The 18977-nt window shown below is 41.5% G+C and carries 16 protein-coding genes; 10 read left to right on the forward strand and 6 right to left on the reverse strand.

Features of this window, described 5'->3' with window-relative positions:
* Window positions 1–27 precede the first annotated feature (27 nt).
* The 3 genes from IA57_RS03765 to IA57_RS03775 are packed head-to-tail and all read right to left on the reverse strand — an operon-like array spanning window position 28 to window position 3619.
* A complete protein-coding gene (locus IA57_RS03765) occupies window positions 28–1866 on the reverse strand; it encodes a GNAT family N-acyltransferase (protein WP_036119342.1) in 1839 nt (612 codons plus the stop codon).
* Between the two features lie 21 nt (window positions 1867–1887).
* On the reverse strand, window positions 1888–3138 hold the full coding sequence (locus IA57_RS03770; RefSeq protein WP_036119344.1) for an aspartate kinase: 1251 nt from the start codon (window positions 3136–3138) through the stop codon (window positions 1888–1890).
* Window position 3139: 1 nt separating this feature from the next.
* Window positions 3140–3619 (reverse strand): GNAT family N-acetyltransferase, encoded by a 480-nt coding sequence (locus tag IA57_RS03775; protein WP_036119347.1) that lies wholly within the window; start codon window positions 3617–3619, stop codon window positions 3140–3142.
* A 124-nt stretch (window positions 3620–3743) separates the two neighbouring features.
* On the opposite strand from IA57_RS03775, the gene fbp reads away from it, so the two are divergent.
* Complete coding sequence (fbp, locus tag IA57_RS03780) at window positions 3744–4751, forward strand: class 1 fructose-bisphosphatase (RefSeq protein WP_036119350.1); 1008 nt, start codon at window positions 3744–3746, stop codon at window positions 4749–4751.
* 65 nt (window positions 4752–4816) lie between these two features.
* Here fbp and IA57_RS03785 read toward each other — a convergent pair whose 3' ends face one another.
* A complete protein-coding gene (locus IA57_RS03785) occupies window positions 4817–5248 on the reverse strand; it encodes a tellurite resistance TerB family protein (RefSeq protein ID WP_036119354.1) in 432 nt (143 codons plus the stop codon).
* Window positions 5249–5349: 101 nt separating this feature from the next.
* On the opposite strand from IA57_RS03785, the gene mfd reads away from it, so the two are divergent.
* Window positions 5350–8691, forward strand: coding sequence for a transcription-repair coupling factor (mfd, locus tag IA57_RS03790; RefSeq protein WP_036119358.1), 3342 nt, complete (start codon window positions 5350–5352; stop codon window positions 8689–8691).
* A gap of 23 nt (window positions 8692–8714) precedes the next feature.
* Window positions 8715–10016, forward strand: coding sequence for a TlpA family protein disulfide reductase (locus tag IA57_RS03795; RefSeq protein ID WP_036119361.1), 1302 nt, complete (start codon window positions 8715–8717; stop codon window positions 10014–10016).
* A gap of 4 nt (window positions 10017–10020) precedes the next feature.
* On the opposite strand, the gene IA57_RS03800 is transcribed toward IA57_RS03795, so the two are convergent.
* On the reverse strand, window positions 10021–10380 hold the full coding sequence (locus IA57_RS03800) for a YraN family protein (protein WP_036119364.1): 360 nt from the start codon (window positions 10378–10380) through the stop codon (window positions 10021–10023).
* Window positions 10381–10511: 131 nt separating this feature from the next.
* Between IA57_RS03800 and IA57_RS03805 the strand changes: the two genes are divergently transcribed.
* The 3 genes from IA57_RS03805 (at window position 10512) to IA57_RS03815 (ending at window position 13139) form a co-directional block, all read left to right on the forward strand.
* Window positions 10512–12419 (forward strand): S9 family peptidase, encoded by a 1908-nt coding sequence (locus IA57_RS03805; RefSeq protein ID WP_036119367.1) that lies wholly within the window; start codon window positions 10512–10514, stop codon window positions 12417–12419.
* 73 nt (window positions 12420–12492) lie between these two features.
* Entirely contained in the window at window positions 12493–12789 is a 297-nt protein-coding gene (locus tag IA57_RS03810; RefSeq protein ID WP_036119370.1) for a hypothetical protein, read from the forward strand.
* The gene (locus IA57_RS03815; protein ID WP_051880968.1) at window positions 12786–13139 is read left to right on the forward strand and encodes a hypothetical protein; all 354 of its coding nucleotides are present in this window, start codon (window positions 12786–12788) and stop codon (window positions 13137–13139) included. Before IA57_RS03810 ends, IA57_RS03815 begins: the two co-directional genes overlap by 4 nt.
* Window positions 13140–13153: 14 nt before the next feature.
* Here the strand turns inward: IA57_RS03815 and IA57_RS03820 are convergent, their stop codons facing one another.
* Entirely contained in the window at window positions 13154–14167 is a 1014-nt protein-coding gene (locus IA57_RS03820; RefSeq protein ID WP_036119371.1) for a S66 peptidase family protein, read from the reverse strand.
* 170 nt (window positions 14168–14337) lie between these two features.
* On the opposite strand from IA57_RS03820, the gene metG reads away from it, so the two are divergent.
* From metG to IA57_RS03840, 4 genes are all read left to right on the forward strand, one after another.
* On the forward strand, window positions 14338–16407 hold the full coding sequence (gene metG, locus IA57_RS03825) for a methionine--tRNA ligase (RefSeq protein ID WP_036119373.1): 2070 nt from the start codon (window positions 14338–14340) through the stop codon (window positions 16405–16407).
* Window positions 16407–17036 carry a class I SAM-dependent methyltransferase gene (locus tag IA57_RS03830; protein WP_036119376.1) on the forward strand — a complete coding sequence of 210 codons (630 nt, stop codon included), beginning with the start codon at window positions 16407–16409 and terminating at the stop codon, window positions 17034–17036. The genes metG and IA57_RS03830 overlap by 1 nt, the downstream gene beginning before the upstream one ends.
* Window positions 17037–17150: 114 nt before the next feature.
* Window positions 17151–17585 (forward strand): c-type cytochrome, encoded by a 435-nt coding sequence (locus IA57_RS03835; RefSeq protein ID WP_036119379.1) that lies wholly within the window; start codon window positions 17151–17153, stop codon window positions 17583–17585.
* 23 nt (window positions 17586–17608) lie between these two features.
* Window positions 17609–18949 (forward strand): cbb3-type cytochrome c oxidase subunit I, encoded by a 1341-nt coding sequence (locus tag IA57_RS03840; RefSeq protein WP_036119382.1) that lies wholly within the window; start codon window positions 17609–17611, stop codon window positions 18947–18949.
* Window positions 18950–18977: the final 28 nt, after the last annotated feature.

The raw sequence follows: 18977 nt of genomic DNA on the forward strand, positions 1-18977 counted from the left end.
GCAAAACATTTTAACGTTTTTATGCGTTTACTCTGATTTGCTGTCGTTTTGTTCGGAAAGTTTGCGCTCTAATTCTGCCTGAAACTCTTCCATAACGGGCTTTACGGTGCTTTCGGGCAAATCGGCGATTTTAATATACATCAAACCATCTACCGAGTTGTTAAACAAGGGATCCACATTAAACGCGACCAATTTGGCATTTTGCTTAATGTACTTTTTAAGCAAGACCGGCAAACGCAATGCTCCGGGTTCTACCTCATCGATAATTTTATCGAATTTGTTTAAATCTGCTTCGGTCTCATCAAACACAAATTCTTTATCGGCATCTTTAAGCTGTACTTTAAACTCTTTTTTAGGCCGAACAAATTGCGCCAAATAGGGATCGTAATAATGCGACTTCATGAACTCGATCATTAACGATTTTGAGAAATTGGTAAACTGGTTGCTTATGCTTACACCGCCAATTAAAAATTTATGCTCCGGATAACGCAAAGTGGTGTGCACTATGCCTTTCCACAGTAAAAAAAGCGGCATGGGCTTTTGTTGGTACTCCTTTATTATAAAGGCGCGACCCATTTCTATAGATTGGCTCATCATGGGGTACAATTCCTGCTCGAAACGAAACAAATCCTGCAGGTAAAACCCATTTATCCCATACGCCTCGAAAATTTGTTTGCCCAACCCCATGCGGTAAGCGCCAGCAATAACCTTGGCGGTATTGTCCCATAAAAACATGTGGTGGTAATAAGTATCGAAACGGTCTAAATCGATGGCTTCGTTTGTCCCTTCGCCAACTTCGCGGAAGGTAATTTCGCGCAAGCGACCTATTTCCTGTAAAATGTTAGGCACCTCATCGGCAGCTGCTAAAAACACCTCGAAATTCTTGCTCTCCAACAGGCGTAAGTCCTTTTCACGAAGGTTTTCAACCTCTTTTTCCATAAGCGCTACGTCTACTGGTGTGACTATACGCTTAGGCGGCTTAGGGATTTTTAATGTAGATGGTATGCTGCTTAAAAATTTTCCTTTTTCATCGAACGAATTGGAAAGCATGTAGGTTTTTCGGCGTATAAATTCTGAAAACTCTTTTAAATCCTTATACTCGGTTTGATCTTTAACCGAAATAGGGCGCCCTATTCTAACCTTAATGGTTCGGCGTTTTTGTGTTAGCAATTCCGAAGGCAGTTTGGCCGTTCTAAAGGTATCGTTAATTTTAGAGAGCTTATAAAACAGCTTGCTGTTTTTGGCGTGGAAATAAATAGGCACGATGGGCACTTCGGCCTTTTGGGCCAACTTCATAGCAGCTTCTTCCCATGGGCGATCGACCACCAGTTTACCATCGCGGTAGGTAGACACCTCGCCGGCGGGGAAAATGCCTAATGGGTGACCGTCTTGCAAGTGTTTTATGGCGTTTTTAAAACCTAAAATACTGGATTTGGCATCTTTTCTGGTTTCAAACGGATTTACTGGCAGGATGTAAGGCTTTAAAGGAGCGATACGGTGCAATAAAAAATTGGCAATTATTTTAAAATCTGTACGCTGTTCCAACATTAATTTCAACAGTAAAATCCCATCTATACCACCAAGTGGGTGGTTAGATACCGTAATATACGCCCCGTCTTTTGGCAAACGCTTAAGGTCTTCCTCTGGGATTTCAAAATTAATTTGAAACTCACTAAGGATGCTATTTAAAAAATCCAGTTCCTTTAGGTGCTTGTTGCGATTATAGATTTTATTTAATGTCGATATTTTAAGCACCTTCATTAACAGCCAACCTACAAATGTGCCCAAAAACCCATACCGATCCATTTGTATGGCTTTGGCAACTTCTTTGGCGGATACCAAACCCGAATTGGTTGATTTACTCATGCCTCAAAAATAGTAAAAACTTTATTTAGTTACGATTTGCATTGTTGTGGGGGTTAACTGTTTTAATAAAACGTGTTTCCCTTGCTCTATTTGCTTAACAGCCGCATCGTTATAGTGCCTAATGGTGTACAGCGATACATTTTCCCGACACTCTACCTTAAACTTGGCTCTTAAATGCTGAAGCAACTTCTCTAAATTATTATATATATTATCGACACATACCGAAAAACTAATGGCCGAATTTTGAATAACATCAACCTTCATTTTATACAAATGCAACAAGTTAAAAATGTCGCTAATGTTCTCTTCTACAATGTAAGAAAAGTCTAAGGATGATAGCGAAATAAGTACTTGCTGCTTTTTAACGATAAAACACGGTATGGTTGGCAAAATGCCCTTGGTTTTACAAACGGTTGTTCCCGGCTGATTTGGGTTTAAAAACGATTTTACATTTAGCGGAATTTCCTTTCGCTGCAATGGCTGCAAGGTTTTAGGGTGAATAACCGAAGCCCCGTAAAAGGCAAGTTCTATTGCCTCGCGATACGAAATGGTGTTTAACAATTGGGCGTTTTCAAAATAGCGTGGGTCGGCATTAAGCACCCCATCTACATCTTTCCAAATGGTTACCTTTTCGGCATTTAAGCAATAGGCAAAAATGGCCGCTGTATAATCACTCCCTTCACGCCCCAATGTTGTTGTAAAGTTATTTGAATCGCTTCCTAAAAAACCTTGGGTAATGTTTAGAGCCTGGGGGTTGTACTCAGCTTGTATTTGTGCTTGGGTTGTATGCCAGTTTACATGGGCATTTCTGTAATAGCTGTCGGTTTTAATACAATCGCGCACGTCTAGCCAATGGTTTTCTATACCAACCTCCTTTAAATAAGCACTAATAATTGTGGTCGATACCAGCTCGCCATAGCCCACAGCTTGGTCGTATACAAAATTATAATCGGGTGATTTGTTTCGGTCGAAAAACAAGGCCAAATCATCAAACAAAGCCGCCACATTTTTAAATACGGCATGTTGTTCGTTATCGAACAAATCCAACAAAATGGCATTGTGAAACTTTTTAACGTCCTGCATGGCACTTTGCAACGCGCTTTTGTTATTAAAGTAGTTTGACACCACCCGCTCTAGGGCGTTAGTGGTTTTTCCCATGGCAGAAACAACCATCATGGTATGGTTATACCCTGTAGCATTTAGTACTTTTACCAAATTTCTAACCCCATTGGCGTCTTTTACCGAAGCTCCTCCAAATTTAAATACCTGCATGCTATAATGTGGATAAATATTGTTCTATACCGTTTTCGTCCAGCTGTACCACATCCCAATCGCGCATAACCTTAGCCCCATTTTTTTCGTAAAAGGCAATGGCTGGGGCATTCCAATCTAAAACCTCCCAACAAATACGTTTTACGCCCAACGTTTTTCCGTATTTTACCACCTCATCCAACAAGGCTTTCCCTAGACCATAACCGCGCATGTCTTGGTTTACAATTAAATCTTCTAAATGCAGCACGGGTCCTTTCCATGTAGAAAAACGCATATACACTAAAGCAATACCAACAATTTCTTGTTCAACTTCGGCAACAAAACAATGAAACGCGGGCTTAGGGTTAAACCCGTAATGTTCTAAATCTGATACAGTAACCTCGACCGCGTCGGGTTCTTTTTCGTAAACTGCAAGCGCTTGGATAAGCTCCAAAACCTGCGGCATATCGCCTTTATTGGCCGAACGAATGGTAAATGTCATAATCGTGTTTAGTTATCTCAAAGATAATTCAAACTTAGTCATTAAACCGTACAATTTTAATGAAAACGTTGTAGTTGACTAAAAAACTGCGATATTTGTACCATAAACAGCTCAAACCCATAATATGTTATTAAAAAAGCAAACGCTTGGCGAGTTTATTATTGAAAACCAAGCGTCCTTTAAATATACTTCTGGAGAATTATCGCGATTAATTAATTCTATTAGGCTGGCCGCCAAAGTTGTTAACCACGAGGTAAATAAAGCCGGATTGGTCGATATTATTGGCACTGCCGGCGATACAAACATTCAGGGTGAAGACCAACAAAAACTAGATGTTTACGCCAACGATAAGTTTATACAAACCCTAACCAATAGAAATATTGTTTGTGGGATTGCCAGTGAAGAAGAAGACGATTTTGTTGCCATTAACAGCCAAGACGAAAACAACCAGAACAAATATGTTGTTTTAATCGATCCGTTGGATGGCTCGTCTAATATTGACGTGAACGTTTCTGTAGGGACTATTTTTTCCATTTACAGACGGGTTACCCCATTGGGCACACCGGTAACCATTGAGGATTTCCTTCAAAAAGGCAATCAGCAAGTAGCTGCCGGTTATGTGGTTTACGGCACCTCTACCATGTTGGTGTACACTACTGGTCACGGGGTAAACGGTTTTACATTAAACCCGGCCATTGGCACCTTTTACCTATCGCACCCCAACATGCAATTTCCTGAAGACGGGAAAATTTACTCGGTAAACGAAGGAAATTACATTCATTTCCCTCAAGGTGTAAAAGATTACATTAAATACTGCCAAATGGAAGAAGGCGACAGACCTTATACCTCAAGGTATATTGGCTCGTTGGTATCCGATTTCCATAGAAACATGATTAAGGGTGGCATTTACATGTACCCCAAACACTCTAAAAACTCGAACGGTAAACTGCGATTGCTTTACGAATGCAACCCCATGGCCTTTTTGGCCGAACAAGCCAACGGAAAAGCCAGCAATGGCCACACCAGAATAATGGATATTGAACCAACCGAGCTACACCAACGCGTGCCCTTTTTCTGCGGAAGCAAAAACATGGTTGAAAAAGTTGAAGAATTCATTCAAAAACACGAATAACAAAAAAGCGAACCAAATGGTTCGCTTTTTTTATCTGTTTAAAGTCCCTTTTTACAAGTAACCTCTTATTTGTTCATGGTTTTAATCTCTTCTGTAAACACATCTAAGTCCACACCTTGATGCACTAAGCTTAACGCTTTATCGGTGATGTACTTGGCATTGTCTGCTCTAAACCCTAACCCGATACACAGTTTTTCCAACAATTTAATTTGGGCTTCAGTTTCCATTTGGTCTACCCAAACCATACGCGCCAAATCGTATAAACGCTCTAAACGGCTATCGTAAGAAGTTGGTGGGTTTATGGGATGTGTGTTATAGTCTTTTAAAATCTTTTTGTAGTCAAGCTGGCTAATATCTAGGTTGTTTGCCAACCTATCCAAAAACTTACGTTCTTCTACAGAAATTACACCATCGCTCATTGCAACCCTTACAATGGCTGCAAAGTGGTCTTCGTTACGTTTTCTAAACCCGCTATCAAATAAATCTGAAATTGACATATCTTCTTGTTTTTAAAAGTCGTGCAAATATACTATTTATTACTAGCAAATAAACACAAAGTAGCTAACAAAAATTCTATCTTTGCACAAAATATTTTGCTTTGAGTAAATCTTCCCTCTCGCAAACCTTTGCACAGACTTTGCAAACGCAAAATCTGCAAACTGCTATTGCCCAACCGCAAACCAAGACACATTTAAAAGGCCTCGCGGGCTCGTCTTTATCCTTTGTCCTATCGGCCGCCTTTAAAACGGCAGACAAGCCTTTTCTATTGGTTTTTAACGACAAAGAAGAAGCTGCCTTCTATTTAAACGACCTTGAAGTGCTCTTAAACGACAAGGACGTGCTGTTTTACCCCGGCAGTTACCGCAGGCCCTACCAAATTGAAGAAACCGACAACGCCAATGTATTGCTGCGTGCCGAGGTGTTAAACCGCATTAATTCCAGAAAAAAACCTGCCGTAATTGTAACCTACCCCGATGCCCTGTTCGAACAGGTTGTTACCCGGCGCGAATTGGAACGCAACACCTTAAAAGTAACCGTAAACGACAAACTGTCTATCGATTTTGTTAACGAGGTGCTCTTCGATTACAAATTTAAGCGGGTGGATTTTGTAACAGAACCCGGAGAGTTTTCGGTACGGGGTGGTATTGTAGATGTGTTTTCGTTTTCGCACGACGAACCCTACCGCATTGAATTTTTTGGCGATGAGGTAGACAGCATTCGCACCTTTGATGTAGAAACCCAACTGTCTTTAGAGCAGGTAAAAAAAATAAGCATCATACCCAATGTGGCCAACAAACTTTTAGAGGAAAGCCGCCAGAGTTTTCTTAAGTACATCGCACAAAAAACGGTGGTGTTCTTAAACCATTCCGAATTGCTATTTTCTAGAATTGACACCCTGTTTAAAAAAGCCGAAGAAGCTTTCAGCACCCTTTCTAAAGACATTAAGCACGCACAACCCGAAGAGCTGTTTTGCAACGCCCAACTGTTAAAAAAGCAATTACTGGACTTTACCTTGGTTGAGTTTGGACAACAAGCCCTGTTTTCACCAGAACACAGTATCGCTTTTAATACCTCGCCACAACCAGCCTTTAACAAGCAGTTTAATTTGCTTATTGATGACCTAAACCAGCACCACCACAAAGGGTACACCAACTACATTGCTTGTGTAAGCGAGCAACAGGCCAAACGGTTTCACGATATTTTTGACGATGTTGAAACAGAGGTCCATTACCACACGGTTGTGCTGTCGTTATACCAAGGTTTTATAGACCACGACAACAACATTACCTGCTATACCGATCATCAAATTTTTGAACGCTACCATAAATTTCACCTTAAAAACGGCTATGCCAAAAAACAGGCCATAACGCTTAAGGAACTTACCAATTTAGACATTGGAGACTATGTTACACACATAGACCATGGGATTGGGCGCTTTGGCGGACTTCAAAAAATAGATGTTGAAGGCAAAAAGCAAGAAGCCATAAAATTAATTTATGGCGAACGCGACATCCTGTACCTAAGCATTCATTCCTTACATAAAATCACCAAATTTAATGGCAAGGACGGCAAGCCACCTAAGGTGTACAAACTTGGCAGCAAGGCCTGGAAAACCTTAAAGCAAAAAACCAAAAAACGCGTTAAGGAAATTGCGTTCAACCTAATAAATCTCTATGCCAAGCGCAAACTTGAAAAAGGACACCAATACAACCCAGACAGCTACATGCAACACGAGCTAGAAGCGTCTTTTTTGTATGAAGACACCCCAGACCAAAGCACAGCTACCGCCGATATTAAAGCCGATATGGAAAGTGAACGCCCTATGGACCGCCTAGTGTGTGGCGATGTTGGTTTTGGTAAAACAGAAGTCGCCATTCGGGCAGCTTTTAAAGCTGTAGATAACGGCAAACAAGTCGCCATACTCGTGCCTACAACCATCTTGGCCTACCAACATTATCGCACCTTTAAAGAACGTTTAAAGGATTTTCCGGTAACCATAGATTATATCAACCGCTTTAGAACGGCCAAAGAAAAACGCATCACCCTAGAAAATTTAGAAAAAGGCCATGTCGATATTATCATTGGCACCCATCAATTGGCCAACAAAACGGTTAAATTTAAGGACTTGGGTCTCCTCGTTGTTGATGAAGAGCAAAAATTTGGCGTTTCAGTAAAAGAAAAACTACGTACCCTAAAAGAAAATATAGACGTATTAACATTAACGGCAACGCCTATTCCGCGTACGCTGCAATTTAGCTTAATGGCTGCGCGGGATTTATCGGTTATTTCTACGCCACCACCCAACCGCTACCCCATTGAAAGTCATGTGGTGCGCTTTAACGAAACGACCATTCGCGACGCCGTAAGCTATGAAATACAACGAGGCGGACAGGTGTTTTTCATCCACAACCGCATAGAAAACATTAAAGAGGTTGCAGGTTTGCTACAACGCTTGGTCCCCGATGCCAAAATAGCCATTGGTCACGGCCAGATGGAAGGCAAAAAACTAGAACAGTTAATGCTAGCGTTTATGAATGGTGAGTTTGATGTGCTTGTAAGTACCACCATTATTGAAAGCGGCCTAGACGTGCCCAATGCCAATACCATTTTTATTAACAACGCCAATAATTTTGGGCTAAGCGATTTACACCAAATGCGGGGGCGTGTGGGACGAAGCAACAAAAAGGCCTTCTGTTATTTTATTACGCCAGACTATTCGGCTATGACCGAAGACGCCAGAAAACGCATTACCGCTCTAGCACAGTTTACCGAGCTAGGCAGTGGGTTTAACATTGCCATGAAAGATTTAGAAATTCGCGGTGCAGGCGATTTGCTTGGGGGCGAACAAAGTGGTTTTATTAATGATATAGGATTCGATACCTATCAAAAAATCCTTAACGAAGCTATTGAAGAACTGAAGGAAAACGAGTTTAAAGAACTTTATAAAGACGACAAAAAACCAAAACAGTACGTTAAGGATGTTACCATTGACAGCGATTTTGAACTCCTCTTCCCAGACGATTACGTTAATAACATTGCCGAACGCTTAAACCTGTACACCAAACTAAACGAGCTTAAAACCGAAACCGAGCTGCAAACCTTCGAAAAAGAGATTATCGACCGCTTTGGAGAACAGCCCACTCAGGTGGCAGACCTGTTTAACAGTGTGCGTATAAAATGGCTGGCAGAGCACATTGGGTTAGAAAAAGTGGTCATGAAAAAGGGCAAGCTCATTGGGTATTTCATTACCGACCAACAAAGCGGGTTTTACCAAAGCAATGCCTTTACCAAAGTGCTAAAATTTGTTCAAACCCACCCAAAAAGCTGTAAAATGAAAGAAAAGCAAACCCGAAACGGATTGCGTCTTTTGCTTACCTTTGATAATATTACTACTGTAGACAAAGCCTTAACGGCCTTAAAGCCTATTTTAGAAGATTAAACAATCACAAAAACCGCCGTATTATGCATAAAAAGCTGTGCCTTCTATTTATTTTCATCCACGCCTTGTCTTGGGGGCAACATACCATAAACGGTACCTTTATGCCGCCTGAGCAATTCTCCTATGTGTTCTTGTACAAATCAACTCCCGAAGGTGCAGATTACGTTGATAGAAGTGAAATCTCTCCCGAAGGGAAATTTAGCATTCCTGTTGACTCTACTAACACTCCCGGTATTTATAAACTGGTTTATGCACTGCCTCCTGAGGATTATAATTTTGACATTTTTTACAACGGAAAGGAAGATATTACCGTACATTTCGATTTTGAAAAAGGGCTTGATTTTTCGCAATCAAAAGCCAATAAGCTATGGGTGTCCTACCAAAAAAGCATGGAAATGGCCAACACCACCATCACCAATTTTTATACTGAAAATGGAACAGACCAGACCACCTTTACAACCATATTCAACATTTTAAAAGAAGCTCAAAATGCTTTTGAGAACGCTGCTGAAAACGCCCCCATGGCCTTAGCGTTTATAAAAGCCAACAGGCCGTATATTCCAACACAATACGAAGATTACAAAACCTATACCGCCAATGTTAAAGCAGATTTTTTAACACATTTAAACTTTGATAGCCCCCTGCTGCTCAGCTCCGATTTTTTAACCAATAAGGTTTTAGCCTATGTGTTTGGCATGTCTAACAGTAACAGCGACTACCAAACACAAATAGACCTTTTGGCTCAAAACATTAAAAACCCCAAGGCCAAAACCACTTATTTAGGACTGCTCTGGCAAGAATTTGTTAACCGGGAGCACGATGCCATGGCCAACTACATTACAGATACCTATTTGCTAGATCTTGCCACAGCACAGAACAACACAGAACTAGCTGCTGTAATTACAGCTTACAAAAGAACCTCTAAAGGCCAATTAGCTCCTAATTTTAACGTGACCGTTAACTCCAAAAACACAACGCTTCACGACTTAAACCAAGCAAACAAATACCTTGTTGTTTTTTGGAGCAGTACATGCACCCACTGTTTAAAGGAATTACCTCAATTAGAAACCGTTATTGCAACTATAGATAAGAAAGCCCTTAGGGTTATTGCCATAGCGCTGGAAGATAGTCGCACACATTGGCAGGAAACCATAACAATGCTCCCAAGCTTTACCCATGTTCTAGGACTGCAAAAATGGGACAACCCTATTGCTAGAAGTTACAACGTTCACGCTACCCCATCTTATTTTTTGCTAGACGCAAACAAAACTATCATTGCCAAGCCTAACGACATTGAAACTTTAAAACCCCTTTTAAATAACTAGTGTTTTAAAAATGAAAAAACGCATCTTCAAGATGTTCAATCTCGAAGGTATTGTTCTGCTTTATAATGGCAATAATATCGAAACGCACCTCAACATCCAACGCGTTTTTGGTAACGTATTCGTCAACAGCCATGACTAGGTTTTTAATTTGTTTGGGTTTTACAAAATCTTGCGGATTGCCAAAATCGGCAGTCGATCGGGTTTTAACCTCTACTACGGCCAATGTATCGCCATGTTGCGCCATAATGTCTACTTCGGCCTTATTAAACCGGTAATTACGCGCCACAATGCGGTATCCTTTTTTCAAAAGAAAATCCACAGCTAGCTGCTCTCCTTTTTTTCCTAAGGCATTGTGTTGCGCCATATTGTTTTTTTAAGATTTAAAAAGTATCATCTACTTAAAAGTACAAAACAAATCTTTACCACTTTATAAAAATTTTAATACTTGCCCTAAAAGCAATTAGTATCTTTGAAAGATTAAAAAAGGGAACCCTCATGAAAAAAATTATCGTATTCCTATGTTTCGTTATAGGAACCCAAATTAGCAACGCACAACAACACATGACCCCCGAAACGCTTTGGAGCTTAAACAGGCTAAGTGTTTTAGGGCTTTCTAACGACCAAAACCACATTTTTTACAAAACAAGCACCCCAAACATTACCGAAAACGGTTTTGACACGGCTTATTACAAAATGCCTATCGATGGTGGAACGCCTATTAAGATTGATGAAGCCCAAGTACAGGTTACCGACAAAAACCTTTCGCCAGATGGCACGCACAAGTTATTTCATAAAACAGTGCATCTTACCCCCATTAAAAGCACCGATATTTATAAAGACCTCAACAAGTCAGACGCCTATGTGTATACCGATTTAGACATCCGCCACTGGGATACTTGGCAAGATGGCGCTTACGAACATGTGTTCTACAAAAAAGCCACTGCCAATAACGACACCGCAACAGATATTATGCCCAACGAGCCTTACTATACACCCCAGCGCCCGTTTGGTGGCAACGAAGACTACATTTGGGGACCAAACGGCAAGAGCATTTACTATGTGAGCAAAAAGCTAAAAGGAAAAGCCTATGTGCTAAGCACCAATACAGACATCTACAAATACGATATCGATACCAAAACCACAACAAACATTACCCAAGACAACAAAGGGTACGACACCCAACCTGCTTTTAGCTCCGATGGTGCCTTGGCTTGGTTGCAAATGGCTACCGATGGCTATGAAAGCGATAAGAACGACATCGTTATTTTAGAACGCGGCATTAAGCAAAACCTTACCCAACAATGGGACGGCACCGTTAACAGCTTTAAATGGGCAAACAATGGTAGGCAGTTGTATTTTACAGCCCCGGTAGACGGCACTGTACAACTGTTTAAAGTAAACTACCCCGGAAAAAAGCGTATTGCCCCAATAGTAACACAGCTTTCTGAAGGCCCTTTTGATGTAAGAAGCATTGTTGCCGAACGCGACAACACCCTTATTGTTACCAGAACAGACATGAATCAGGCGAGCGAAATATTCAGCTTCGATTTAAAAACCAAGGCGTTCACCCAACTGTCCCATGTTAACACCAAATTGTACAACAATTTAGCATTGCCTAAAATTGAAAAGCGCTATGTTACCACAACAGATAACAAGCAAATGTTGGTTTGGGTTATTTTACCTCCAAACTTCGATGCCTCTAAAAAATACCCAACGCTACTTTACTGCCAAGGAGGCCCGCAATCGCCCTTAACACAGTTTTATTCTTACCGATGGAATTTTCAACTAATGGCCTCGCAAGGTTATATTGTTGTAGCACCCAACCGTCGTGGCATGCCCGGGCATGGTGTAAAATGGAACACCGACATTAGTAAAGACTGGGGCGGCCAAGTTATGGACGATTACCTATCGGCTATTGACGCGTTGGCCAAAGAACCTTATGTTGACAATGATCGCCTTGGAGCTATTGGAGCAAGCTTTGGCGGGTATTCGGTGTTTTATCTGGCCGGCATACACCAAGGCCGCTTTAAAACCTTTATCTCACACGATGGGGTATTTGACAACAGAACCATGTACGGCACAACCGAAGAACTGTTTTTTGTGAATCACGATTTTGGTGGCAATTACTGGGACAAAAGCAATGTTGCTGCTCAGAAAGCCTATAACGAGTTTAACCCCATAACCCATGTTGGCAAATGGGACACTCCAATTTATATTATTCAAGGTGGTAAAGATTATCGCGTACCAATTGAACAAGGGCTTAGCGCTTACCAAGCCGCACAAATGAGAGGTTTAAAGAGTAAATTGTTGTATTTACCAGACGAGAACCATTGGGTTTTAACCCCACAAAATGGTTTGGTATGGCAACACGAATTTTTTAAATGGCTAAAAGAAACCCTGTAAAAAACTATAAGCGGTCACTTAACAGTTTAAGTGGCCGTTTACTGCTAGTTTAAATTAATTTCAGTGCTTTAAAATGACCATTATTAAGTGTCCTAATTGTGGTATTTACAATACAGACAGCGATTATTGTAAAGAATGTAACACCATTCTTTCCTATAAATTAAGGCGGGAACACGCTTTTAAAAAAGCCCAGGAAGAGCGCCAAAAACAAAATGCTGCTAAAGAAGAAAAGCCCGCTTTTTTCGAAAAATACCTCAACCACCGGTATTTTTTAATCCGACTTATCGCCAAAACCATTCGTTCCATCTGGTTGGTTTTTATGGCTATTGGTATGTTTATCGCTTGGGTGGTTTCAGCCATTGCCGCATGAAAATTCTTAAAAACCCCTTTTTTATTATTTTTGGCTTCATGGCATGCTGCATTTACTTGGCGCCAAAAATGGCTTTGCCCCTACCAAAATGGATTGCTTTTTATGCCAACGATTTTTTATGCATGCCCCTTGTTTTAAGCATTAGCTTGGCGGCCATTCGTTATATTAAAAAAAGCGCTGCAATCTATGTTCCTTTAAGAGTTGTGTTAGCTATAACCACTTACTATGCCGTTTATTTCGAATGGATCATGCCAAAGTTTAGTTCGCGTTATACCAGCGACCCCATAGACATCCTCTTGTATTTTCTTGGCGCTATTTTATTTGTAGTGGTTCAAAAGCGGCTGTATTAATGTGCAAGATGCCACTATTCGAAAACAACCGTTGTTTGGGCTTTGCCTACCGTTAGTTTAACGTTTCGTCCTAAAATTAGGGCTCGGTTATCATCTTCATGCCCGGTTGGCATGTTAAATGCGACGGGGAAATTGTACTCGGCCAGCACATCTAAAATTAACTGTTCAACAGAGGTGCCCCAGGGCGTCGTGTTTTTTCTAAGTTTGGTCATATCGCCTACAATCACTCCGGCACAGTCCTCAAAATACCCTGCGCGTTTTAGGCTTTGCAGCATGCGATCAATATGGTATTTGTACTCGCCTATTTCTTCAAAAAAGAGGATTTTACCCTTCGTATCCAAGCTTGTACTAGACCCCAACATGGTATGCAAAATGGTTAAATTCCCGCCTACTACAGGTGCAGAAACCACACCTTCTTTATTGTATTTAGAGCCTTTTAAAGTATAGCTTAACGCTTCGCCAAAAAGGGCTTTTTTAAACGTGGCAATAGTCTGTTCTAAATTGGCCTGATCCTTAGTCATACTCGTGCACATCATGGCGTGAATGCTTTCAACACCCAACACATTTAGTTGGTTGTGCAAGGCCGTAATGTCGCTATAACCAATAAGCCATTTGGGGTGTTGCTTAAATTTGGTGTAATCTAGTTTATCTAAAATCCTAACGGTGCCATACCCGCCGCGTGCTGCCCAAATGGCACTAATACTCGGGTCGTCCAGAGCTTTCTGCAGGTCTTCACAACGCTCATCATCGGTTCCCGCAAAATGGTTGTCTTGCTTAAAAACGTGTTCTCCAACAATAGCGTGTAGCCCCCAACCTTTTAATAAGGCTACAGAGCGATTAACCTCATCTTGCCTGTGTTTTAAAATTCCGGAAGGCGCTACAATAGCAACGGTATCACCTGCTTTTAAGTATGGCGGTTGTATCAATGTTTTGGAGTGTTTTTGCGCAGCATCTTGTGCTTTTACCATGGTATTTCCAAAGAAAGCAAACAACACAAAAATGCCAATAGTTAGTATGTTTTTAGTCATATGGGTAAATGTACATTTTTTTTCAGAAACGCTCTTAATTTGCGTACTTTTGTAGCTTGTAAAACAACTCGTCGTTACGAGTGAAACGAAGTAATCTATTAACTTAATCCTAAAACAGATTGCCACGTCACGTTGTGCCTCGCAATGACAGGAAATATTTCAATTAAAAAATGAGTCAACCAAAACGTTATACCATTACAGCAGCATTACCTTACACCAATGGCCCCATTCACATTGGGCACTTGGCCGGTGTTTATGTGCCTGCCGATATTTATGCCCGCTACCAACGCTTAATTGGCAACGATGTGGCCTTTATTTGCGGTAGCGACGAACACGGTGTACCCATTACCTTAAAAGCCAAAAAAGAAGGTGTTACCCCACAAGATGTTGTCGATAAATATCACGCGATTATTAAAACGTCGTTTGAAGATTTTGGTATTTCATTTGACAATTACTCGCGTACTTCTGCGCCAATTCATCACGAAACTGCCCAAGCATTTTTTAAAACCCTTTACGACAAAGGTGAATTTATAGAAGAGGTAACCGAACAACTTTACGATGCCCAAGCCAATCAGTTTTTAGCCGACCGCTTTGTTGTGGGCACCTGCCCGAAATGCGGATATGAAGAAGCCTATGGCGATCAGTGCGAAAAATGTGGTACCAGCCATAACGCCACCGATTTAATTAACCCTAAATCGGCCATTACCGGAAACACGCCCACCCTAAAAGAAACCAAACACTGGTTTTTACCTTTAGACAAACACGAAGCCTTTTTAAAAGAATGGATTTTGGAAGGCCATAAAAAAGACTGGAAACCCAATGTTTATGGGCAAGTAAAATCGTGGATCGATGACGGCCTGCGCCCACGTGCGGTAACGCGCGATTTAAACTGGGGCATTCCTGTACCTGTTGAAGGCGGCGAAGGCAAAGTGCTTTACGTATGGTTCGATGCGCCTATTGGCTACATTTCTGCCACTAAAGAATGGGCCGCACGCGAAGGCAAAGATTGGGAGCCCTATTGGAAAAACAACGACACCAAATTGGTGCATTTTATAGGAAAAGACAACATTGTATTCCACTGCATTATTTTCCCAAGCATGTTAAAGGCCGAAGGCAGTTACATCCTGCCCGACAATGTTCCAGCCAACGAATTTTTAAATCTGGAAGGCAACAAGCTGTCCACCTCTAAAAACTGGGCCGTTTGGCTGCCAGAATACCTAAAGGATTTTCCAGACAAACAAGATGTGTTGCGTTATGCCTTAACGGCCAACGCTCCTGAAACCAAGGATAACGATTTTACTTGGAAAGATTTTCAAGCCAGAAACAACAACGAATTGGTAGCTATTTTAGGGAATTTTATCAACAGAGTGGTGGTATTAACCCATAAATACTATAGTGCGGTGGTGCCCGAAGCATCAGAATTTACTGCTGTAGATGAAGAAACTTTAGCGACTTTAAAAGCCTATCCAGCCGTTATTTCTAGCGCTATAGAAAGGTATCGCTTTCGCGAGGCCAGTCAAGAGCTAATGAATTTAGCTCGTTTGGGCAACAAATATCTCGCCGACGAAGAACCTTGGAAAGTCATTAAGGAAGACGAAGCACGCACCAAAACCATTATGTTTGTGGCCCTTCAAATCGCTTCGGCTTTGGCAACTTTAAGCGAACCGTTTTTACCGTTTACATCTGCGAAGCTAAAAACAATACTTCGTCATGCTGAACTCGATTCGGAACCTACTTGGAACACCATTTCAGAAAAAGAAACACTGCTTCCGGCAGGGCATCATATAGGAGAAGCTGAATTATTATTCAGCAAGATTGAAGATGAAGACATTCAAGTGCAACTCGACAAACTAGAGGCTAGCAAAAAGGCCAATGAGGCCGCCAATAAAACCGCAGAGCCTCAAAAAGATGAAATCACCTTCGAGGACTTCACCAAACTAGACATGCGTGTCGGCACCATTATCGAAGCCGAAAAAATGCCAAAAACCAAAAAGCTGCTCGTATTAAAAGTAGACACTGGAATAGACATTCGCACTGTTGTTTCCGGCATAGCCGAAAGCTACAATCCGGAAGATGTTGTTGGCAAAAAAGTAACCATATTGGTAAACCTAGCTCCAAGAAAGCTTCGCGGGGTAGAAAGCCAAGGCATGATTTTAATGACCGAAACAACCGATGGTAAATTAGTATTTGTTAATCCAGATAATGCCCTTGAAACCACCAACGGCTTACAAATAAGCTAATGCCCTCGTTAAAAGCACACTGGAATACGGTTTACAAAACCAAAACCGACAACCAATTGGGGTGGTACGAGGCACACCCCAATAAAACCATGCAATTGGTCAACTATTGCCAGTTGCCAAAATCGGCCAGTATTTTAAATGTTGGTGCTGGCACCACCACACTTATCGATGCTTTACTAGAGGACGGCTACCACAACCTTATAGCCAACGACATTAGCGATGTTGCCCTAGCCCAGCTTCAAGAACGTGTTAAGCATACATTTAACTACGACTTAAGCGTTTTGGCAGCAGACATTACCCAACCCAAACAGCTCGACACCCTTAAAAATGTCGATTTATGGATAGATCGTGCTGTTCTGCATTTTTTTCTTTCAGAAGAAAGCATCACGGCCTATTTTAATTTAATACAATCCCTCGTGACCAAAAATGGCTATGTCTTGCTGGCCGTTTTTGCAACCAATGGCGCCAAGATGTGTGCTGGCCTAACCTTGCAGCGCTACAACGCACCCATGCTACAACAACGTTTAGGCAACAATTTTAAGCTTGTTAAAAGTTTTAATCACACCTATATTAACCCGTTTGGGGGCGAGCGTCCGTATATTTACACTCTTTTTAAACGCGTTTCCTAACACGGGTTTTACTTTTTCTTCATTTTATGATTAAAGTCATGTTTTGAAAGCCTCCCATCTGTTACTTTTGAAATCAAGACAAATTTGTCCTTTTTTAACTAATCCTGAAAACATATGTTATCAAAAAAACAAGCAAGGGCTTTCTTTCTGGGAGGTACTCTGGTAACGTTTCTAATCTTTATTGGCCTTACCATTTACTCATTTAGCAAGCCCCAAGACCAAACCAATGCCGAAAACATCACAGAAGCTGTGGTTCGCGGCAAAGACCTCTGGGAGGCTAACAACTGTATGGGTTGCCATACCATTTTGGGCGAAGGCGCCTATTATGCTCCCGAACTTACTAAAGTTATGGAACGCCGCGGGGAAGGCTACATTAAAGCCGTATTAATGACCCCAAATGCATGGAACCCCAACGGCCGTAAAATGGTTGCCTACGGGTTTTCTGAACAGGAAGCCAAAGACTTAATCGCCTTTTTTGAATGGATTGGCGAAATAGACCTCAACGGCTTTGATCGGGTTGTTTCTCCTCTAGCAAAAGACAAAGACTAACACCACCTTAAAAATTATACCTTATGAAATATAAATCTCAAAAAGTAGCGTATTGGTTCTTTGCCTTGTCTATGCTACTCTTAGTACTACAAATCACCTATGGGTTTATCATGGGCTTTGCGCGTTTAGGCTACGACGGCTTACATGATTTTATCCCCTTTAACACGGCACGTGCCGTACACACCAATTTATTGGTTGTTTGGCTGTTATCGGGCTTTATGGGTGCCGCCTACTACATTATTCCAGAAGAAGCACAGCGCGAACTGGTAAGTGTAAAACTCGCCTATGTGCAGTTAATCTCCTTAGCAGTTGTTGGTGTTACAGCAATAGTAGGCTACCATTTTAACTGGTGGGAAGGCCGTAAATTTTTAGAAATCCCAAGACAATTAGACTATCTGGTTGTTGTTAATGTCCTCTTATTCTTGGCCCTCATTTTAGCCACCTTGTTTAAAGGCAAACGAAAAACCACGACAGCTTTAGTGCTCACCATGGGGCTGCTGTTTGCGGCCTTACTATACATTCCTGGTATGCTCCCTTTTGACAGCCAAGTAACCGATTCGTTTTTCCGTTGGTGGGTTGTTCACCTTTGGGTTGAAGGTGTTTGGGAGCTTATCATGGGTGGTATTCTGGCCTTCTTACTTATAAAATTAACAGGGGTTGACCGTGAGGTTATCGAAAAATGGCTGTATGTTATTGTCGGTCTAACCTTTCTCTCTGGAATTTTAGGTACAGGGCACCATTATTATTACATTGGTGTAAACAAAATTTGGTTAATTGTTGGGGGAATCTTCTCTGCCCTAGAGCCACTGGCATTTTTAGCTATGGCCTTATTTGCCGTTAACATGTACCGCAAGGGCGAGAAAAAACACCCTAATAAAATGGCGTTATTCTGGACCTTAGGTTCTGCCATCGTTTCTTTTGTGGGTGCTGGCTTACTTGGGTTTGCCCATACCTTACCGCAAACCAACATCTATACCCATGGTACTTTGGTAACCGCCATGCATGGCCACCTGGCCTTCTGGGGCGCCTACGCCATGATTGTATTGGCCATTATAAGCTATGCCTTGCCAAACCTTACAGGACGTAAATTTTACGATAAGCCCCTTGGACGCTTTTCCTTTTGGGCCTCTAACATTGGTATGGTAGGCATGACGGTAGCCTTTGGTGTTGCCGGTGTGGCTCAAGTGTATTTAGAACGTAAGTTTAAAATGGACTTTATGGAAGTACAAGATGAAATTAGCATCCACTTCCTGGTTTTAGTCCTTTGTGCGTCCTTGTTCGCTTCGGGTATTATAAGCTACATTATCGAGTTCTGGAAACACGGTAAGCCTACAGACGAAGCCTTAGAGGTACAATTAAAGTAATCCATTTATATAGAAGATCTTTTTAGGG

The sequence above is a fragment of the Mangrovimonas yunxiaonensis genome, assembly GCF_000733475.1.
Lineage (GTDB): Bacteria > Bacteroidota > Bacteroidia > Flavobacteriales > Flavobacteriaceae > Mangrovimonas > Mangrovimonas yunxiaonensis.

What these genes read in the sequence shown, in the direction of transcription:
- IA57_RS03775 (WP_036119347.1), bottom strand. Translation starts at nt 3,619, where the DNA reads ATGACATTTACCATTCGTTCGGCCAATAAAGGCGATATGCCGCAGGTT.
- fbp (WP_036119350.1), top strand. Translation starts at nt 3,744, where the DNA reads ATGTTATTAAAAAAGCAAACGCTTGGCGAGTTTATTATTGAAAACCAA.
- IA57_RS03830 (WP_036119376.1), top strand. Translation starts at nt 16,407, where the DNA reads ATGCCCTCGTTAAAAGCACACTGGAATACGGTTTACAAAACCAAAACC.
- IA57_RS03820 (WP_036119371.1), bottom strand. Translation starts at nt 14,167, where the DNA reads ATGACTAAAAACATACTAACTATTGGCATTTTTGTGTTGTTTGCTTTC.
- IA57_RS03770 (WP_036119344.1), bottom strand. Translation starts at nt 3,138, where the DNA reads ATGCAGGTATTTAAATTTGGAGGAGCTTCGGTAAAAGACGCCAATGGG.
- IA57_RS03810 (WP_036119370.1), top strand. Translation starts at nt 12,493, where the DNA reads ATGACCATTATTAAGTGTCCTAATTGTGGTATTTACAATACAGACAGC.
- IA57_RS03835 (WP_036119379.1), top strand. Translation starts at nt 17,151, where the DNA reads ATGTTATCAAAAAAACAAGCAAGGGCTTTCTTTCTGGGAGGTACTCTG.
- IA57_RS03805 (WP_036119367.1), top strand. Translation starts at nt 10,512, where the DNA reads ATGAAAAAAATTATCGTATTCCTATGTTTCGTTATAGGAACCCAAATT.
- IA57_RS03785 (WP_036119354.1), bottom strand. Translation starts at nt 5,248, where the DNA reads ATGTCAATTTCAGATTTATTTGATAGCGGGTTTAGAAAACGTAACGAA.
- IA57_RS03840 (WP_036119382.1), top strand. Translation starts at nt 17,609, where the DNA reads ATGAAATATAAATCTCAAAAAGTAGCGTATTGGTTCTTTGCCTTGTCT.
- IA57_RS03765 (WP_036119342.1), bottom strand. Translation starts at nt 1,866, where the DNA reads ATGAGTAAATCAACCAATTCGGGTTTGGTATCCGCCAAAGAAGTTGCC.
- IA57_RS03800 (WP_036119364.1), bottom strand. Translation starts at nt 10,380, where the DNA reads ATGGCGCAACACAATGCCTTAGGAAAAAAAGGAGAGCAGCTAGCTGTG.
- IA57_RS03795 (WP_036119361.1), top strand. Translation starts at nt 8,715, where the DNA reads ATGCATAAAAAGCTGTGCCTTCTATTTATTTTCATCCACGCCTTGTCT.
- IA57_RS03815 (WP_051880968.1), top strand. Translation starts at nt 12,786, where the DNA reads ATGAAAATTCTTAAAAACCCCTTTTTTATTATTTTTGGCTTCATGGCA.
- metG (WP_036119373.1), top strand. Translation starts at nt 14,338, where the DNA reads ATGAGTCAACCAAAACGTTATACCATTACAGCAGCATTACCTTACACC.